We start from the raw sequence: 18,781 nt of genomic DNA, 5'->3' as shown, positions 1-18,781 counted from the left end.
ACTTGTTTCTAAAAGCCAAAAATTAGGTAGTTTAATGCAAAATTTTTTCCTTGATATAGCCACCGTGATGCAATCTCAACAGTGGTTTTATTTGTTAACTGTAGGACTTGTGAGTCTGTGTATTGGTAGCTTTTTAAATGTCGTTATTTACAGGTTACCACTGATGATGAAACGAGAATGGCAATCAGAGTGCCGTCTGTTATTGGCCGATGAGCAAACAATTAACCATACTGAAGAGCCTACTCCCTTTAATTTAGTCACACCTAATTCAACCTGCCCACAATGTAAGGCACCGATTAAGATTTGGCAGAACATTCCTGTTATCAGCTGGTTAATACTCAAAGGCCGCTGTGCAAGTTGTGAGGCGCCAATCTCTGTTCGCTACCCCATTGTTGAAATGCTAACAGCCAGCTTAAGCATCGCGGTTGCAGTTGTATTTGGCGCATCTGAACTTGCGTTACTTTATATTGTAATCACATGGGTGCTCATTGCGCTTACGTTCATTGATATTGATCATATGCTTTTGCCTGACCAACTTACCTTACCGCTCGTTTGGCTTGCATTGATAGCAGCCGTGATGAACATCACAATCGCCCCTTCTGATGCGATTATTGGCGCTGCAATTGGCTATTTAAGTTTATGGAGTGTGTATTGGCTCTTTAAACTTGCTACTGGCAAAGAAGGCATGGGGTATGGCGATTTTAAATTACTCGCGGTATTTGGAGCGTTACTTGGTTGGCAGGCTATTTTAACTATCGTGTTGCTTTCGAGTGTCGTTGGCGCTCTTATTGGTATGCTGCAAATTATTATTCAAGGCAAAGATAAAACCACGCCTATTCCCTTTGGCCCCTACCTTGCGATAGCCGGTTGGGTAACCTTATTGTGGGGTGAGCAAATTCAAACTATCTATTTTAGCTATTTAGGTCATTAAATATGGCAAACTGGATTTTAGGCTTAACGGGTGGTATTGGCTCTGGCAAAAGTGCTGTGAGTGCGATGTTTGAAAAGTTAGGGATCACGGTTGTTGATGCCGATATCGTCGCAAGAGAGGTCGTCGAGCCAGGCAGTGTAGGTCTTAAAAAAATTGTTGAGCATTTTGGCAAAACTATTCTCACCAGCGAGGGAGTGCTTGACCGCGCGAAGCTCAGGGGCATTATTTTTGATAATGAAACAGAAAAAGCATGGCTCAATGCTTTACTACACCCGTTAATAAGGGAATCCATGCTTAAGCAACTGCAACAAGCCACCAGCGACTACGTAATTTTAGTTGCGCCCTTATTATTTGAAAACGGTTTAGAAAAATTGTGCAACCATACGTTGCTCATCGATGTCCCCGTCACAACTCAAATTACTAGGACCAGCGTACGCGACAATGTCTCTGAGGCTCAAGCGAAAAAAATTATTGCATCACAAATGTCTCGTGCCGATAAACAGCTAAAAGCCGATGATATTTTAGACAATGATCGCGCTCTATCTGAAGTTGCGATTGATGTGAAAAAGCTGCATCAAAAATATTTAACTCATGCTGAAACTATATGCTAAAAAATACACACCCATCTAATACAAAAACATTAATACAAATTATAAATACCTGAGTTAAAGGGTGAATTTATTTTGCAATTTTGCCTAAATCGACAAGACTGATGTTATACCCTGCTTTTTTCTGATAGATTTGGCATAGAAAGGATCAAATTAAGGTGCGCAATGAATATTAACTCACCGTTACTGAGAAAATTTATCACATTAGGTCGCATTGATGCAGAGACCGTCAAATTAAAGCAACGAGAATATAACTCCACAGCTGAGCTCATTTCTAAGAGCTGCGGTATAGACGCGCATGAATTAGCAGAGCAATGCACTGACTTGTTCCGTGTTCCCTATTTTGATATCAAAGACTTCGATGTATCACTTATTTCTGATGAGTTAGTAAAAGAAAAGCTCATTCGCGAGCATCATATCCTCCCGCTGATAAAGAAAGGCCGTAAGCTCTATATAGCGGCATCGGACCCTACTGATTACGGTGCGTTTGAAAACTTTGAATTTAGTACAGGTCTGTCTTGTGAAGTTGTAGTGGTTGATTACAACCAGCTAGAAAATAAAATAGAGCAGCTGCTCGATGCGGCCGGTAGCTTACATTTAACGGATGACGAATTTAAAGAGCTTGGCGATCTCGACACCGATAAACCACGCGATATGCCAAGTAATGATGAAGACAAAGACGATGCGCCTATTATTGTCTACATCAATAAGATTTTGATGGATGCAATAAAAAAAGGGGCATCAGATTTACACTTCGAGCCATACGAGCATCGTTATCGAGTGCGCTTTCGGATTGATGGCATTTTACACGAAATGGCAAGCCCACCGAATAGCCTAGCAAGTCGATTATCTGCGCGCATAAAAGTTATGTCACGCTTAGATATCGCCGAAAAACGTAAACCACAAGATGGCCGCATTAAATTAAAAATTACTGAACGTAAAAGTATCGACTTTCGTGTCAGTACCCTGCCAACGCTGTGGGGCGAAAAAATTGTAATGCGTATTCTTGATTCATCAAGTGCTATGCTTGGCATCGATGTATTGGGTTATGAGCCTGAACAGAAAAAGCTCTACATGGATGCGCTCGAACAGCCGCAAGGGATGATATTAGTGACAGGTCCTACAGGCTCTGGTAAAACAGTATCTCTTTACACCGGCTTGAATATTTTGAACCAACCTGAGCGCAATATTAGTACTGCGGAAGATCCGGTTGAGATCAACCTTGAAGGCATTAACCAAGTACAAATTAACACAAAAGCAGATATGACGTTCGCCAACGCGTTAAAAGCGTTCTTGCGTCAAGATCCCGATGTCGTCATGGTCGGTGAGATACGAGATCTAGAAACAGCTGAAATTTCCATTAAAGCAGCGCAAACAGGCCACCTAGTCTTATCGACACTGCACACAAATTCAGCGCCAGAAACACTGACTCGATTGTTAAACATGGGCGTTCCGGCATACAACGTTGCAAGTTCAATTAGTCTTATCATTGCACAGCGACTGGCCAGACGTTTATGTCCGAAATGTAAAACCCCAGAAAAACTGCCCGATGAAGAACTTATTCGCCAAGGCTTTGACCCCGCAACATTGAGCAAACTCACGCTGTTTTCTCCAAAAGGCTGTGATAGCTGTACCGATGGCTATAAGGGACGAGTAGGTATTTACGAAGTCATGCAAATTACCCCTGAAATTGCGCAAATTATTATGCGTGGAGGTAATTCACTCGAAATTGCTGAGGTTTCTTTAAAATCAGGATTTAATAACTTACGTCTATCGGGATTAAAAAAAGCGGCGGATGGTGTCACCTCGCTAGCTGAAATAAATCGGGTCACGAGTTTTTAACTCGCGACTCGATTCTTAGGCTGAGCTTTAGTAAGATCAGCTAAAATTGCTTAATAGAGATCACACCATGCCAACCGTTGTAAACTGCCCGACCTGCAAAGAAAAAGTAGAATGGTCAGAACAAAGCCCGTATCGCCCTTTTTGTTCAAAACGCTGTCAGCTGATCGATCTAGGTGAGTGGTCATTTGAAAATAACAAGATTTCTTCCCCCATCACCAGCGCAAACGAACTTAACCAAGATATGATTGAAGATATCGAGGCTATGCTCGCTAAGAATGATGATTCATTTTTCAAAGAATAAGTATTAAGAAACGCGGCTTCATTAGCCGCGTTTTCTAGTTTAACGAATGCGCCGGAACATATTAGCTATGTGTTCTTTCAGCCTTATTACGCTCACCATCAACTCTGTGTAGCCCCTTTTTGTGACCTTTTTTACGCAGCTGTTTTTTAATTTCTTGATAGCTTTCACGCTGTTCTGCGTTAAGAACTTGCCAGATTGCATGCTCTGATTTCATTTTAATTAACGCAAATTGCTCACCTTTTTCTTGGCGGGCTTTAATTAGTTCACGTGCTGCATTTTCATCAAATGCGTGGGTCGCTAAGAGTGCATCCATTTTCTCTTTGTAGGCTATTCTATTGTCTTTCATGCTGCCTTTATCACCACGAAGAGCCTTCATTTGCGTTGTTTGCTCAGCAAAAATCGCTTTAAGCTGGACTTGCTGTGCTTCTGTTAATTGTAATTTATTAATTCCACGCTCAGACAATAAAAAACCGGCTTGCGGATTCATGCCTCGGTGCATATCCCCTTTTGCCATTACTGATGTTGCACCAACACTTGCTGCAGCTAAACCACAAACAAGTACGAATTTAGAAAGCTTATTTGAAATAGTCATAGTCATTACCTTTTGTTGGGTTGTGTTCTGTCGTTATTTTTAACTGATGGATTCACTATACTCACTTCAATGCAAAGGAACGCAAACCAGTGTAAAGGTTGTGTAAAGATTCACTTTTACACAATTTACTGAGTAGAATAGCCTTAAAGAAACAGTGCAATAGGTGCCACAATGAAATTACTTATGATCGACGATGATACAGGGCTGTGCGAGCTGTTAAGCGAGTATTTAACAGCACAAGGCTTTACAGTTGATTGTTATCATGATGGCGCACAAGGCCTAAATCAGGCCTTAAAATACAACTACGAATTAATTTTGCTTGATGTCATGCTACCGTCGATGGATGGCTTTGAAGTACTCAAGCAACTTCGACAACATAAACTCACGCCTGTCATTATGCTCACAGCCAAAGGGGAAGACTTTGACCGTATTTTTGGTTTAGAGCTTGGTGCAGATGACTACATACCAAAGCCATTTAATCACAGAGAACTACTGGCGCGAGTTAAAGCAATAACCCGTCGTATCGAACATATTAATAGTCTATCGAGCCAGCAAACAAGTTCACTCAGTGTCAATAGTATTCACATTAACTTTGCGACTCGTGAAGCGTCTGTCAGTGGCAATATATTAAGTTTAACGGGAACTGAGTATGAAATACTGGCCATGCTAGTCCGCCATGCCGGTGAAGTGATCAGTAAAGAGCAAATTAGTGAGCAAGTTCTTGGCAGACGACTAGCCCCTTTCGACCGCTCCATTGACATGCATGTGAGTAATATTCGAAAGAAAATTGCAGAGTTTATAAATAGCGAGCGTATCAAAACCATGCGTGGTAGCGGTTACGTACTAATTCAAGGTGAATAATATGACCTTTCCGAGTTGGATAAAAAAGCCACATCATTATTTGTTCTTAAAAATCTTTGCATGGTTTTGGGTTACAGTCATAGCAACCATTACTCTGCTAGTCTTTTTAAGCCAATTAACCAGCAATGTAGGGAATGATGAGTTACGCGGCCCCATGCTTAAAAACCTAGAATACACCGCGAAAAGTATAGAACGTATTGTGGCAAAGCATGGTAAACCGACTCAAGAAATTGTATCGCACCCTCGCTTATCTAAACATAAGTTACTGTATTTAAATGGCGAAGTTCATGGTGTCGAAATGCTCAGTGAACCCGTCTCGAAAGAGATTGATTTGAGCTTGTTAAATTTTACAAAGCATATGCGCCCACAAGTTATTTTTACTGATGAATACCAAGCGTATGGTCCTGTAGAAATTAACGTACCCGAAGGTAAGTTTTACTTATATGAAATTGACGAAAAACGTAAAAAGCCTTTTTTTGTCGGGTTGTGGTTAATGCCTACTTGGCTCAAGTTATTGATTGCCGTAATTGCCTCGCTTATGCTGAGCTTTTTCTTTAGCCGAAACTTAATTGCCCCTATCAATAGTTTAAAAGAAACTGCAAAAAAACTTTCCCACGGTGACTTAACCGCACGAGCAGTTTTCTCAACGGCTCGCGAAGATGAACTGGGGGTGTTAGGACGTGACTTTAATACAATGGCGAGCCAGCTTGAGCAGCTTATAACAGCACAAAAACGCTTACTTGCAGATATTTCCCATGAACTACGCTCACCACTTACACGCTTAAAAATGGCAACAGGCCTGGCACAAATGCAAGCTGATGATAGTCAGCAGACATACCTCGAACGAATAGAAAAAGAAGCAAACCAGCTTGATAAAATGATTGCCGATGTATTGCAACTATCAAGGCTTGAAGCCCGAAGCCAAGCTTTATCCTTAAGCAAGCAATCGGTTCAAGTTATTGTTGATCATGTATTAAATGATGCTCACTTTGAGGCCAAACAATGTCACAAAGAGCTGACGATTAATGGCCAATTACACACAGATATACCATGCGACGAGAGTTTAATCGCCAGTGCACTCGAAAATGTACTACGCAACGCGATTAAATATGCACACCATCATATCTCTTTGAGCTTAGCTGAGTCTGATGCTCTCTATATCACCATTTGTGATGATGGAAATGGGGTTAAAGAAGCCTACTTAGCTAGACTGTGTGAGCCATTTTTCCGTCAAGAGCATGCTCGTGATAGAAACTCGGGTGGCACAGGCTTAGGACTGGCTATTGCAAAGAATGCGATCTCAGCACATGATGGTACACTAACACTCGAAAACCAAGAACATGGCGGACTCTGCGTTAAAATCCGCTTACCAATAAAGAGTGAGTAAATGTTTTACAGCGATGAAGCACACCTTACTATAAATGCTAAACAGATAAATGCATTTTTTAATGAGCAATTAAAACAAGATTTCTTAAGCACTGAACATGGTACCTTGTATTATGGCTTTGCCATTCCAGAGCAAGCTAAAAAAGCCATTGTTATTAGTAGTGGCAGAATTGAGTCGTTATTCAAATACAAAGAGTTACTGTGGGAGTTTTACCAAAATGGTTATGCCGTTTTTATTGTTGATCACCAAGGTCAAGGCCGTTCATATCGCCATTTAAAAAACGCTCATAAAGGCCATGTCACACGTTTCACTGATTATGCAGATGACTTTGCCGTTTTTAACGAGCAGGTAGTCAATGCTCATTGGCAGGGCCAACGAGTATTACTCGGACACTCAATGGGCAGTGCAATTGCCTATGATTACTTGTCTCGCTACACACATTCTTTTTCGGGCGCGTTTTTATCTGCCCCCATGTTTGATATTTATACCAAAGGCACACCAAAACCAATTGCAAAACTAGCCGCGAAAATAGCCTCACAATTAGGCTTAAGTCATCGTTATGCATTTGGTCAAACAGACTACTTGCCCGTTGATTTTTCGGTTAATGAATTAACCAGCAGTGAGATAAGGTACCAGCAATTTAGAGCGCTTTATCTTGCAGAGCCCGACTTACAACTTGGTGGTGTGACGTATGGCTGGCTCAATGCATCGTTTGAATTTATCGCCTCATTGGTCGATAGAAAAGTAGATATTCCACTTTTTATCGCCAGTGCCGGGCGCGATACCGTTGTCGATAATGCGGCGCAACATGCACTTGCGCATAAACAAACACAGGCAAAATTAAAAAGTTACCCTGATGCTCGCCACGAATTATTTTTCGAGCGAGATGAAATCAGGCAGGCAGTATTGAGTGACTTATATCAGTTTTTTGAGGCACTCTGACGAGACTTTTTAACCACCGAAAGTGGATCTAAGTGCACCAGTATATCCAGTTCACAGGCAAAGTGAGTTTGTATCATTGTTTCAACTTCATCGGCCACCTGATGGGCACGAATTAACGAGAGACTGTCTTCAAGTTCCAAGTGCATTTGAATAAACTTAATTTTACCACCTTGTCGCGTGCGGATATCGTGGGCCCCAAAGACATCTTGGTGACTGTTAACGATGGTTAAAATTTCTGTTTTTTCATCCTCTGGCAGCTCTTTGTCCATCAGATGGTCGGCACTATCACGGGCAATATCCCAACTGTTATATAGTAAGTAAACAGCCACCCCAATAGCAAAAATAGGATCCGCATACGTCATGCCGTACTTTGCCAATAGGATGGCAAGCAAAACAGCTAAATTTAAAATAAGGTCGCCTTTGTAGTGAACTGAATCCGCTTTTATTGCAATTGATTCGGTATGATTAATAACCTTGGTTTGCACAAACACCACCACCAAAGTACAAACAATAGCAAATAAACTCACCCAAATACCTAAGTCGGAATGCTTAAGTATCACAGGGTTAAAAAGACGTTCAACACCATGAAACGCTAAAAAACAGCCAGAACCAGCGATAAAAGCAGCTTGAGCAAGCCCAGCAAGAGCTTCCGCTTTGCCATGACCAAACCGGTGGTCATCATCAGCAGGGCGTAGCGCATAACCTAACACTAAAAAGCTCATTAAAGATGCGGTAATATCCATTAAAGAATCGGTGAGCGATCCCAACATCGATGCAGAGCCTGAAGCAAGCCATGCCCAACTTTTTGCTGCAATCATTAAACTCACCATAGCAATGGTGACTATGCTGGCGGTTTTTACCCAAAACTCATAACTGCGATGTTGCACAACATTTTACCTTCAGACATTACAAGGTTTTAGTATATCATCATATTAGAGGGTTTTACCCCATGTTACATAGCGCTATTTAGAATAAATAAAGCACAGCTATCGGCGGTAAACAAACTTAAATCCTGCAAGATCCTCACGCTGCAGTTGTGTATAATCTGCCGCAGATCATAATGCTAACAATGAGACAAACATGCTTGATATCGTTTTATACCAACCAGAGATTCCGCCCAATACAGGTAATATCATTCGCTTATGTGCCAATACAGGCTATGCCTTACACCTAATTGAACCATTAGGATTTGAGTGGGATGATAAACGCGTAAAGCGTGCAGGGCTTGATTATCATGAATTTAGCCACGTACAACGTCATGCATCATTCGAAGATTACCTTGCTAAGTGTAAGCCCAAAAAAGTCTATGCCTGTACGACCAAAGGCAGCCAGTTTCATCATCAAGCACAATATCAACCTGGCGATTGTTTAGTATTTGGCCCTGAAACACGCGGCCTACCCGATGAGCTTATTCAGTCATTACCGAAAGAGCAGCGTGTGCGTATTCCGATGCAAAAAGACAGCAGAAGCATGAATTTATCAAATTCTGTCGCCGTTTTTGTCTATGAATCATGGCGTCAGCTTGGTTTTGTAAACGGTCAATAACTCATTGAAAATGCGCATTAAATAAATAACTTGTAATTATTTAGCACGACCTTTTTTTATGAACTAATCTAAATAGATGGCTTTTTGTTCTAAATGATGATTATTAATGCGCTTTTTAACTCTGGTATACAGTCTCATTTTACTGTTGCAGCATTCTGTGGGCGCTGCAACAACAGCTGACCTTAATTTAGCGCAACCACACAACCCAACCCCGCTGTTCTTTCTCATTTTACTTGTCATTATTGCACTGTTCATTGCGGTTATTTATTACCAGAAGAATCAAAAAATGATGTTAATTGATGCTCTTTTATCACAATCGAAAGATGCGATATGGGTTTGCGATGAACAATTTAGAATACTAGACATCAACAATGCCTTCAGCGAAATAACAGGCTACAAAAGAGGGGATGTTATAGGGAAAAAATTTAAAGCACTCACACAAGATGGCCGCGATCGACAACTCGAAACATTGATCCAACAAGAGCTCGCACAAGACGGATATTGGTCTGGTGAAATCTGGAACTTGCGCAAGGATGGTCAGCCTTATGCACTTGATTTATCAATCACAAAAGTCTCAACACCGCGATTTACTAAACGAGCTGTTAACTATGTAGGGCTTTTTAGTGATGTCACCGCTCGTAAGAATAACGAACGCACCATGCTCACGCTAACAACTCGCGACTCTGTAACTGGGCTCTCAAATAGAGCCATTTTTATTGAATCGCTCGAAAAAGCGATTAAAGCCTGTAATGACGAATACCCTAGCCTGCTTATTATGTTTATCGACATCGACAATTTTAAGAAGATAAATGATTCCCTCGGCCATACTTTAGGCGATGTATTATTAAAAGAAGTGGCATGTCGTTTAACTTCATCACTTAATTCTGGCTTTACTATTGCGCGGCTTGGAGCTGATGAATTTGCTATTTTAGTGCCGCCTTATCTCTATGCTGGCAAAACCATTTTCTTTGCTAAAAAGACTGCAGATACAGTGCTACAACAATTTAAGACTCCATTCATGCTCGATGGTATTGAAACCTCACTGTCAGCGTGTTGCGGGATTGCCATCTATCCAGACAATGCTTACAACGGTGAAAACTTAATGCGCAGCGCTAACAGCGCACTTAATCACGCCAAAAAAATGGGCCGAAACACCTATCAATTTTTTGATAAAGAACGCCACACGTTAGACCCCACCGAACTAACAAAAGAAAGCGCCCTCTTTAAAGCAATCACCAACAATGAATTTGTACTGTATTTTCAACCAAAATACGATGTACAACACAATCGCTTACATGGCTTTGAAGCACTCGTTCGCTGGCCACAAGATGATGGCAGTCTAATTTACCCAGATGAATTTATTCCGCTTGCAGAGCAGAATGGTGCAATCATCCCCCTTACCCAATTATTAATGAAGCAATTACTTCAACAACTTGCAAGCTGGCAAAAACAAGATGTGCCTTTTGGCAATGTTGCCATTAATATCTCTGCGTTGCATTTTCAGCAAAATAGCTTAATCGAAATGCTCGTTGATTATTTAACAAAGTATAATGTACCTGCTCGTTGTTTAGAGTTAGAAATCACAGAAAGTGCAATGATGAATAACCCCGAATTTGCAGAGCAGCAAATGAAACGCATAAAAGCCTTAGGAGTCAATATTACACTGGATGACTTTGGTACGGGGCACTCTTCGCTGAGCTACCTTAAGCGTTTTCCTATCGACACATTAAAAATAGACAAATCGTTTGTAAAAGATATTGATAAAAATGAGCAAGATAGAAATATCACCGCCACCATTGTCCGGTTGGCTAAATACCTAGACATTAATGTTGTTGCAGAAGGCGTTGAAACCGAAGAGCAAGCGTATATGCTCCATATTATGGGGTGTCATTATCAACAAGGTTATTATTACTGTAAGCCACTTAAAGCAGAGCAAGTAGCCAATTTTATTAATAAAAATGAAGTAGATAAACAATCTGTAAAATAAAAAGCCTTGTTTCAAACAAGGCTTTCAAAATAGTTACTCAGCAAGCAGTGGCTATTCAGATTTTTGCTCACGACCTAGTAAAGCCATCGCCGCTTCTTTTACATCTTTATTTTCATAAAGTACTTTGTAAATTTGCTCAGTGATGGGCATTTCAATACCGGTTCGTTGTGCCAGTAAATACACTTCTTTGGTATTTCGATAACCTTCAACAACCTGACCAATAGAGTCAATTGCAGCTTCGACTCCTTCACCTTTACCTAATGCTAAACCAAATCGACGGTTACGTGATTGGTTATCTGTACAGGTTAAGATCAAATCACCTAATCCTGCCATTCCCATAAAGGTGTCAGAACGCGCTCCAAGTGCACAACCTAAACGGCAAAGCTCAGCTAAGCCTCGGGTAATAAGCGCTGTACGAGCATTCGCACCAAAACCAAAGCCATCCGACATCCCCGCGCCGATAGCAATGACATTTTTTACGGCTCCACCCAGTTGTATACCAATAAAATCATTATTGTTATACACCCTAAATGAGCGTCCGCAATGCAATAACTCAGCAAGTTGTTTGGCAAACTCTGTCGATGTGGCAGAGACCGAAATAGCGGTTGGTAAGCCCATCGCCATTTCTTTCGCAAACGTCGGACCAGACAACACAGCAAGAGGAATATCATCCCCAAGCTCTTGCACCGCCACTTCTTGTAATAAACGCCCTGTATTAGGTTCTAAACCTTTCGTTGCCCACGCCACTTCTGCATCATCATTCAGCCAAGGCTTAATTTGTTGAAGCGTTGCCCCAAAAGCATGGCTAGGCACGACAACCAGCACTATTTGGCTTGCTTTTACAGCGGTTTCTAAATCGGCTTCTAATTGAAGCGTTTCAGGAAAACTGACATCGGGAAGATAACGTTGGTTCTTTCGCTCAGCTGCAAGCGTGGCAACGTCATCGCTATTTCGCCCCCACAAAGTAACGGGGTGACCATTTCTGGCGAAACAAATAGCAAGGGCGGTGCCATAAGACCCCGCCCCTAAAACTGTAACAGCTGACTGTGCTGTAGTCATAACTTATGCGTCTGCAGTAACCTGTTGATCTTGCGCTGCACGCTGTTGCATGTATTGAGCAAACAGTGCATCAAAATTCACAGGTGCTAAATTTAACTGTGGGAAAGTACCACGGTTAACAAGGTTAGACACCGCTTCACGCGCATATGGGAAAAGTACATTCGGGCAGAAAGCACCTAGCATATGAGCTAATTGAATTTCTTCTACTTCCGCAATCGTGAAAATACCAGCTTGCTGAATTTCACAAAGGAATGCCGTTTCTTCACCAATTGTTGCTGTCACTGTCAGCGCAAGAATAACTTCAAAAACACCTTCTTCTAACTTGTTAGAACGTGTGTCTAAATCAAGTTTAACTTCTGGAGTCCACTCTTTTTGAAAGATAGCTGGTGAGTTTGGCGTTTCAAATGAAACATCTTTCGTGTAGATGCGTTGAATAGTGAATTGAGCGCCTGCTTGTTGTTCTGCTGCTGCGTTTTGGTTTTCTTCGTTCATTGTAATTCCTAACTTGTATTCGTTTTTATAATTAAATTTATTAAGCGTTAAGCTTTGCGTCTAAAAGGCCTTGCGCTTCAATTGCCATCATGTCGTCACAACCGCCGATATGCTCATCATTAATAAAGATTTGTGGCACGGTATATCCACCGTTAGCTTTATCGATCATTTCTTCACGACGCTCAGGCTGCACACCAATATCAATGTTTGTGTAACTTACACCTTTACTATCTAATAACGCCATAGCGCGTTGACAATATGGACAGTATGCTTTTGTGTAAAGAACAACATTCGTCATAATAATTCCTCTATCGGGCTGTTACGTGTTGTTAGCGGCCAGTCGTTGTTGGCAAACTTGCAGATTGCCAAGCTCCCATACCACCAGATAATACATAAACACGTTCAAAACCTGCTTTATGCATAGCCGTTGCGATACCTGAGGCGGTCATGCCCGTGGTACATACTAGTATAATGGGTTTACTCTTAAACTTTTCAAGGCTTGAGAAATCAGATTGTTTGGCTTTTTCTGGATTTAAGTGCGTTGCACCTGCAATACGACCTGAGTTGAATTCTTTTTGCGCTCGAATATCAACAACCTGACCATCTTCGCGGTTAATTAACAACGTAACTTGCTGCGGGTTAATTTGGCGAATCGCTGAAAATTTACTTTTAAACCAACTGCTGATCAGCATCGCTACCAATGCCAGCCAGATGATACTTAAAACCGGATGATTTGAGATAAATTCAATATATTGATCCATGCGTTTTCCACTAAGAAATTGGGTACCACAGCGCATAGCCATGGGATTATTAAAATATGCCACGCAAGTATACGTGCTTGAACCGAAAATGCTAGGGCGTGAAATATTTTAATATGACATATTGATAGCTGATCAAAACCTTAAAACACGGTATGCTAGTGATATATAAGTGCCAATCTTCAGGAGCTATAATGACAGAGCATAAAAAACCATTGGTATTAATGATCTTAGACGGTTGGGGATACCGTGAAGACACAGAAAGTAACGCAATACTCGCTGCTAATACACCCGTACTCGATAACCTGTGGGCAACACGTCCGCATACCTTAATTTCAGGTTCGGGACTTGATGTAGGTCTACCTGCAGGACAAATGGGTAACTCTGAAGTAGGTCACGTAAACTTAGGCGCAGGTCGCATTGTTTATCAAGATTTCACTCGCATCACGAAAGCAATCGAAGATGGAGAGTTCGCGAGTAACCCTGCATTAGTTGATAACATAGACAAAGCCGTTAAGGCAGAAAAAGCAGTGCATATTATGGGTTTATTAAGCCCAGGTGGTGTACACAGTCACGAAGACCACATTGTAGCGACCATTGAATTAGCTGCAGAGCGTGGCGCAAAAAACGTCTACTTTCATGGTTTCTTAGACGGTCGTGACACCCCACCTCGCAGCGCTAAAGCGTCTATTGAGCGCATCGAAGCTTTATTTGAAAAACTAGGTTGTGGCCGCTTAGCCAGCCTTGTTGGCCGTTACTATGCAATGGACCGCGATAATCGCTGGAACCGTGTTGAGCTTGCCTACGATGTAATGGTAAGTGGTATCGCGCAGCACACCTACACAGACGGCGTAACCGCACTTGAAGCAGCGTACGAACGTGATGAAAATGATGAATTTGTAGCGGCAACAACCCTCGTACCTGAGGGACAAACGGCGGCTGAAATTAATGATGGCGATACCGTTATTTTCGCCAACTTCAGGGCCGATAGAGCACGCGAAATGACGCGCGCATTTGTTGATGCTGATTTTAGTGGTTTTGAGAAAAAGAAATCTCCAGCACTGAGCGGCTTTGTAATGATGACGGAATACGCCGCAGATATTAAAGCCCCTGTCGCCTTTGCACCAGAGCCACTAACCAATGTGTTTGGGGAATGGTTAGAAAAGCAAGGCAAAACACAACTACGTATTTCTGAAACAGAAAAATATGCACATGTCACATTCTTCTTCAGTGGTGGTAGAGAAGACGAATTTGTGGGTGAAACACGCGAGTTAATTCCTTCTCCGCAAGTGGCCACTTATGATTTACAACCTGAGATGAACTCTGAAATGCTGACAGATAAGCTCGTTGAAGCTATTGCCAGCGGCAAGTACGACGCAATCATTTGTAACTACCCTAATGGTGATATGGTAGGTCACTCAGGTGTGTTTGAAGCCGCTGTAAAAGCGTGTGAAGCAGTCGACCACTGTATTGGCCGTGTTATAAACGCACTTGAAGAGCACGGTGGCGAAGCACTCATCACTGCGGATCATGGTAATGCTGAGCAAATGGCTAACCCAGCAACAGGCCAAGCACACACCGCACATACCAGCGAGCCAGTGCCATTCATTTATGTAGGCCGTGACGCAACCCCACAAGATGGAAAAACACTCAGTGACGTAGCACCAACCATGCTGCACTTAATGGGTTTAGAACAGCCAAGCGAAATGACTGGCACTCCAATTATGACACTGAAATAAACGATGAGCAGACGTATTAACCACTTACTCAAAACTGGTTTAATACTGACTTCATTAGTAGCAACTTCGGTTGTTGCTAATGAAGCTCAAACCAAAAAAGACTTATCTGATATTCAATCGGCCCTACAAAAAACCAAGGCCGAGCTTGAAGGTCAACGCAAGTCGATAGCCGATATGCGCAAAGATCTTCGTGCTCACGAACTCGATATTGCTAAAAATGCTAAGGCATTAAACCTAGCAGCACAATCGGTCAAAGAAAACGAACAACAACAGCGCGAACAACAGGCCAAAGCTCAGCAACTTCAAGCAGAGCAAATAAAACGTCAAACCCTCCTCGCAGCACAATTAAAAAGTGCGTATATGGCAGGTAGCCATGATTACTCAAAAATGCTGCTGAACCAACAAGACACGGCCAAAATTGAACGTACGCTCAGTTACTATAACTATTTAAACAAAGCACGCATTGAGCAACTCGAAGAGCTGAAAGCGTTGCAAATAAAAATTGCTGAAAATCAGGCGGAACTAGAACAAACAAAACTTCGTTTAGTTGAATTACACAACGAGCAGAAAAAACGCCAGCAAGCTTTAATTGCCGCTCAAGAACAACGAAAACGCAATCTCAACAAATTACAATCAGCGCTTAAAGAAACAAAAAGTTCGATTGATTATTTAAAAGAGAACGAGAAAACCCTCGTTACCGCCATCGAAGAGTTAGAAAAAGAACGAAGCGAAAAAGTTGAACTTCTCGGACTACAAAGCAGTAAAGGAAAACTCAACTGGCCGACCAAAGGAAAACTCCGTCACAGTTTTGGCCAACGCAAACATGGAAATATCGATTGGAAAGGCGTGTTAATTGGCGCGAAGGAAGGGAGTAACGTCAAAAGCGTACAAAATGGTCAGGTCGTTTATGCTGACTGGCTCAATGGCTTTGGTTGGGTTATTGCTATTGACCACGGCGATGGGTTTATGAGCTTATATGGGCATGCACAAACCCTACTTCGTGATGTTGGCGACCTTGTCAGAGAAGGTGAAGTCATTGCATTAGTAGGCCAAAGCGGCGGACAAACAGATCCTGGTCTATACTTTGAAATACGCCACAAAGGACGCGCAGTAAATCCTGTAAAATGGTGCAGACGTATTTAATTGATTAAATCAGCTGCGCCCTATGAGGAGCAGCTGATGCTAAATATCAATCACATAGACAAAATCCATTTCATCCCATCTAAGCGTTTCTTTGGGCTACATCTTATTTTACTCTTAGCCTTACTATGCTTATTAATGCAATCATTTAATGGGGTTGCTAAACCATCTTTAAAGTCACTACATCACCAGCAACTCAATGAAATTTTGTTTAATATAAATACTTACTATGTTGACGATCTTCAACTTCATAATAGCTTTGAATCTCAGCCAACGAATCAACAAGTAGAAGCATTATTTGAGCGTTTAGACCCCTATTCTAAATATTTAGACGAAACTGAGCTCGATGCCATATTTAGTAGTACCAATGGGCGTTACACTGGGCTTGGCATCGAGGTTAAAGTTACCGATGGTCGCGTATATATTGTTAATACGATTAAAAACTCCCCTGCTGAGCAAGCTGGTCTGCAAGTAAATGATGAGCTAACCGCTATAAATCAACAACCGATTGTCAATAAAAGCATAGAAGAAGTTGCAAGGCTTATTCGTGAAAGTGGCCAAGCTGCCGTTGATGTTTCCGTAAAACGAGAGCAAGTAACCGAACTCAACTTTTCAATAAAGCGACAACAAATAAACCTAGAAAGCGTGCAAAGCTACCTTGCTGATACAGGCGTTGCGCTATTGAGTATTAATGCTTTCAATAACCATACATTGCATGATGTCGCACGAACCGTGGCTAAAATGCAAATTAATAATGGTTTTCCGTTATCAGGGTTAATTATTGATTTACGAGATAATCCTGGAGGAACGCTACAAGGTGCAATTGAAGTTGCAGATCTGTTTTTAGATAGTGGTACGATTGTTTCTACAAAAGGACGCTTCAATGAGGCAAATCAATACTATAAAGCACATAGCGGTGATATTCTTTCTGGCGCGCCAATCGCCGTATTAATTAATGAAAACTCAGCATCTGCAGCAGAAATATTAGCCGCAGCGCTGAGGGATAACCAAAGAGCGACCTTGGTTGGAGAGACCTCATTTGGTAAAGGCTCAGTACAATCTTTGATTCCACTAGGAAATGGAAATACAGCTCTCAAACTTACCACAGCACGTTACTATACACCTGCTGGGCAATCAATTGATGGTAAAGGGATCGCACCCGATGTGAGTATAAATCAAACAATGCTTTCAGAAATTGACCAAGACGTTATAATAAAAAATATACAAGGGTTGTCGCTTTTTAGCTCACTCCTTGATAAACAAGATAAAAAGCAACTTACTGCAAAGCAGTTAATTATTATGCAGTAAGTAAGCACACACAATGGATATAATAATTACAAAAAGTGAATTTACGCAAAGGCTTACTACTGACGCTGTGTTGCTTCCCACTATTTTGCCAAGCAAAGCAAATAGCCATCGTTATAGATGACATAGGCAACCACCAACGCGATCTTGATATCTTGAATTTACCAGGGCAAGTGACCTTTTCAATCTTGCCCCATACACCTTACTCACAAATTTTTGCCGAGAGAGCGAGCAAAACCAACAAAGAACTTCTCTTGCATATCCCCATGCAGGCGCTAGATAAAACAAAAGCTTTAGGTCCTGGTGCTTTAACAGACTCAATGAGCAAAACACAGCTGCAAACCACACTGGGGCACGCACTCGCATCATTGCCACAAGTCAAAGGCGTAAACAATCACATGGGCTCTGAGTTAACGCAATTAACAGAGCCTATGAAGTGGACGATGGAGCTCCTCAAAAAACGAGGTTTATACTTTTTAGATAGCCGAACAACAAGCCAAAGTGAAGCACAAAATGTCGCTAATCTTTATGGTGTTGCCAATGTTTCTCGACATGTATTCCTAGACAATATCGTGACTGAAAGCCAGCTTAAGCACCAACTAGAAGAACTTAAACTAAAAGCGACGCATTTTAATTATGCCATCGCTATTGCACATCCCTACCCAGAAACAGTCGCGTTTTTGCATCACGCCCTACCAGAACTTCAACAGCAAGGTTTTGAGCTTGTGCCTCTTTCACAATTGGTTGAAAACAAATACATCCAATTAGCTAATGCAGAGCAAAAGCAAGCTGAGCATCGTGCAAATGATGAATGAAAGAGCGACATACTCAAATAGGATGTAAATATGCCGAAGTTCCCTTCATTAATGATAGACGCAGAGGTCGCACAACATCACCTTTGATCGATACATCGTGATCATAAAGCGTAGTAATGGCTTTAACCGTGAACGCCAGCGGTTATGTGTGAAGGGCATATCAGATACTTCGGCAATCAAGTGCCTTATATGGACTCCTCCTATTGCACAATACCCTTCGTTAATTTTGTTAGACTGCGTACTTATATGCGGGCTCATAATGAGGAGCTACCTCGGCCCTATGATGTATTCGCGCCCTTGTGCCTCTTCTCCTACTCGGTGTTTTAACACACTAATCACTTTACAGGCTATCAAGGGTGGGTCTAACCGCTTAACGCAGGTTCTTGGTCAATACAGTTATTTCTGTTATCGAAGACTAAATGTTAATTTGCTAGTAGGCTTGGTTCATAACGCGTGCCCTTTTTCAGCATGGCATAC

The 18,781-nt window shown here is 41.7% G+C and carries 19 protein-coding genes; 13 read left to right on the top strand and 6 right to left on the bottom strand.

What is annotated here, in order from left to right; genetic code table 11:
* Positions 1 to 34: 34 nt before the first annotated feature.
* The 4 genes from LPA49_RS05340 (at position 35) to yacG (ending at position 3,682) form a co-directional block, all read left to right on the top strand.
* Positions 35 to 931 carry an A24 family peptidase gene (locus LPA49_RS05340; protein WP_180311093.1) on the top strand — a complete coding sequence of 299 codons (897 nt, stop codon included), beginning with the start codon at positions 35 to 37 and terminating at the stop codon, positions 929 to 931.
* Between the two features lie 2 nt (positions 932 to 933).
* Entirely contained in the window at positions 934 to 1,542 is a 609-nt protein-coding gene (gene coaE / locus LPA49_RS05335; RefSeq protein WP_180311094.1) for a dephospho-CoA kinase, read from the top strand.
* 162 nt (positions 1,543 to 1,704) lie between these two features.
* A complete protein-coding gene (gene pilB, locus LPA49_RS05330) occupies positions 1,705 to 3,381 on the top strand; it encodes a type IV-A pilus assembly ATPase PilB (RefSeq protein WP_118844625.1) in 1,677 nt (558 codons plus the stop codon).
* Between the two features lie 67 nt (positions 3,382 to 3,448).
* A complete protein-coding gene (gene yacG / locus LPA49_RS05325; RefSeq protein ID WP_036965896.1) occupies positions 3,449 to 3,682 on the top strand; it encodes a DNA gyrase inhibitor YacG in 234 nt (77 codons plus the stop codon).
* A gap of 61 nt (positions 3,683 to 3,743) precedes the next feature.
* On the opposite strand, the gene LPA49_RS05320 is transcribed toward yacG, so the two are convergent.
* A complete protein-coding gene (locus tag LPA49_RS05320; protein WP_051501715.1) occupies positions 3,744 to 4,274 on the bottom strand; it encodes a Spy/CpxP family protein refolding chaperone in 531 nt (176 codons plus the stop codon).
* A 171-nt stretch (positions 4,275 to 4,445) separates the two neighbouring features.
* Here LPA49_RS05320 and LPA49_RS05315 point away from each other — a divergent pair, with 171 nt between their 5' ends.
* From LPA49_RS05315 to LPA49_RS05305, 3 genes are read left to right on the top strand one after another with little or no spacing between them, the layout of a single operon-like run.
* The gene (locus LPA49_RS05315) at positions 4,446 to 5,135 is read left to right on the top strand and encodes a response regulator (protein ID WP_036965892.1); all 690 of its coding nucleotides are present in this window, start codon (positions 4,446 to 4,448) and stop codon (positions 5,133 to 5,135) included.
* A 1-nt stretch (position 5,136) separates the two neighbouring features.
* On the top strand, positions 5,137 to 6,522 hold the full coding sequence (locus LPA49_RS05310; RefSeq protein ID WP_118844628.1) for an ATP-binding protein: 1,386 nt from the start codon (positions 5,137 to 5,139) through the stop codon (positions 6,520 to 6,522).
* Complete coding sequence (locus LPA49_RS05305; protein WP_036965889.1) at positions 6,523 to 7,464, top strand: alpha/beta fold hydrolase; 942 nt, start codon at positions 6,523 to 6,525, stop codon at positions 7,462 to 7,464.
* On the opposite strand, the gene LPA49_RS05300 is transcribed toward LPA49_RS05305, so the two are convergent.
* Complete coding sequence (locus LPA49_RS05300) at positions 7,443 to 8,351, bottom strand: cation diffusion facilitator family transporter (RefSeq protein ID WP_074988960.1); 909 nt, start codon at positions 8,349 to 8,351, stop codon at positions 7,443 to 7,445. The genes LPA49_RS05305 and LPA49_RS05300 overlap by 22 nt on opposite strands.
* Before the next feature lie 193 nt (positions 8,352 to 8,544).
* On the opposite strand from LPA49_RS05300, the gene trmL reads away from it, so the two are divergent.
* Together trmL and LPA49_RS05290 are read left to right on the top strand one after the other, a co-directional pair.
* The gene (gene trmL, locus LPA49_RS05295) at positions 8,545 to 9,009 is read left to right on the top strand and encodes a tRNA (uridine(34)/cytosine(34)/5-carboxymethylaminomethyluridine(34)-2'-O)-methyltransferase TrmL (protein ID WP_036965886.1); all 465 of its coding nucleotides are present in this window, start codon (positions 8,545 to 8,547) and stop codon (positions 9,007 to 9,009) included.
* Between the two features lie 106 nt (positions 9,010 to 9,115).
* A complete protein-coding gene (locus tag LPA49_RS05290) occupies positions 9,116 to 10,996 on the top strand; it encodes a bifunctional diguanylate cyclase/phosphodiesterase (protein ID WP_118844629.1) in 1,881 nt (626 codons plus the stop codon).
* A 51-nt stretch (positions 10,997 to 11,047) separates the two neighbouring features.
* Here LPA49_RS05290 and gpsA read toward each other — a convergent pair whose 3' ends face one another.
* From gpsA to LPA49_RS05270, 4 genes are read right to left on the bottom strand one after another with little or no spacing between them, the layout of a single operon-like run.
* Positions 11,048 to 12,055, bottom strand: coding sequence for an NAD(P)H-dependent glycerol-3-phosphate dehydrogenase (gene gpsA, locus LPA49_RS05285; RefSeq protein ID WP_036965884.1), 1,008 nt, complete (start codon positions 12,053 to 12,055; stop codon positions 11,048 to 11,050).
* A 3-nt stretch (positions 12,056 to 12,058) separates the two neighbouring features.
* The gene (gene secB / locus LPA49_RS05280; protein ID WP_036965880.1) at positions 12,059 to 12,547 is read right to left on the bottom strand and encodes a protein-export chaperone SecB; all 489 of its coding nucleotides are present in this window, start codon (positions 12,545 to 12,547) and stop codon (positions 12,059 to 12,061) included.
* Positions 12,548 to 12,587: 40 nt separating this feature from the next.
* Entirely contained in the window at positions 12,588 to 12,845 is a 258-nt protein-coding gene (gene grxC / locus LPA49_RS05275; protein WP_036965877.1) for a glutaredoxin 3, read from the bottom strand.
* A gap of 31 nt (positions 12,846 to 12,876) precedes the next feature.
* On the bottom strand, positions 12,877 to 13,308 hold the full coding sequence (locus LPA49_RS05270) for a rhodanese-like domain-containing protein (RefSeq protein ID WP_036965874.1): 432 nt from the start codon (positions 13,306 to 13,308) through the stop codon (positions 12,877 to 12,879).
* A 191-nt stretch (positions 13,309 to 13,499) separates the two neighbouring features.
* Between LPA49_RS05270 and gpmM the strand changes: the two genes are divergently transcribed.
* Genes gpmM through LPA49_RS05250 form a run of 4 tightly spaced genes read left to right on the top strand, consistent with a single transcriptional unit; the run spans position 13,500 to position 18,304 of the window.
* On the top strand, positions 13,500 to 15,044 hold the full coding sequence (gene gpmM / locus LPA49_RS05265) for a 2,3-bisphosphoglycerate-independent phosphoglycerate mutase (protein ID WP_036965871.1): 1,545 nt from the start codon (positions 13,500 to 13,502) through the stop codon (positions 15,042 to 15,044).
* A 3-nt stretch (positions 15,045 to 15,047) separates the two neighbouring features.
* A complete protein-coding gene (locus LPA49_RS05260; RefSeq protein ID WP_118844630.1) occupies positions 15,048 to 16,187 on the top strand; it encodes a murein hydrolase activator EnvC in 1,140 nt (379 codons plus the stop codon).
* Between the two features lie 36 nt (positions 16,188 to 16,223).
* The gene (locus tag LPA49_RS05255; protein ID WP_118844631.1) at positions 16,224 to 17,492 is read left to right on the top strand and encodes a S41 family peptidase; all 1,269 of its coding nucleotides are present in this window, start codon (positions 16,224 to 16,226) and stop codon (positions 17,490 to 17,492) included.
* Positions 17,493 to 17,527: 35 nt separating this feature from the next.
* A complete protein-coding gene (locus LPA49_RS05250) occupies positions 17,528 to 18,304 on the top strand; it encodes a divergent polysaccharide deacetylase family protein (RefSeq protein WP_230235905.1) in 777 nt (258 codons plus the stop codon).
* Positions 18,305 to 18,781: the final 477 nt, after the last annotated feature.

Origin of the sequence: Pseudoalteromonas sp. MB41, from assembly GCF_020966275.1 — a bacterium.
GTDB classification, from domain to species: domain Bacteria; phylum Pseudomonadota; class Gammaproteobacteria; order Enterobacterales; family Alteromonadaceae; genus Pseudoalteromonas; species Pseudoalteromonas lipolytica.
This window is presented reverse-complemented; position numbering and strand designations above follow the sequence as displayed.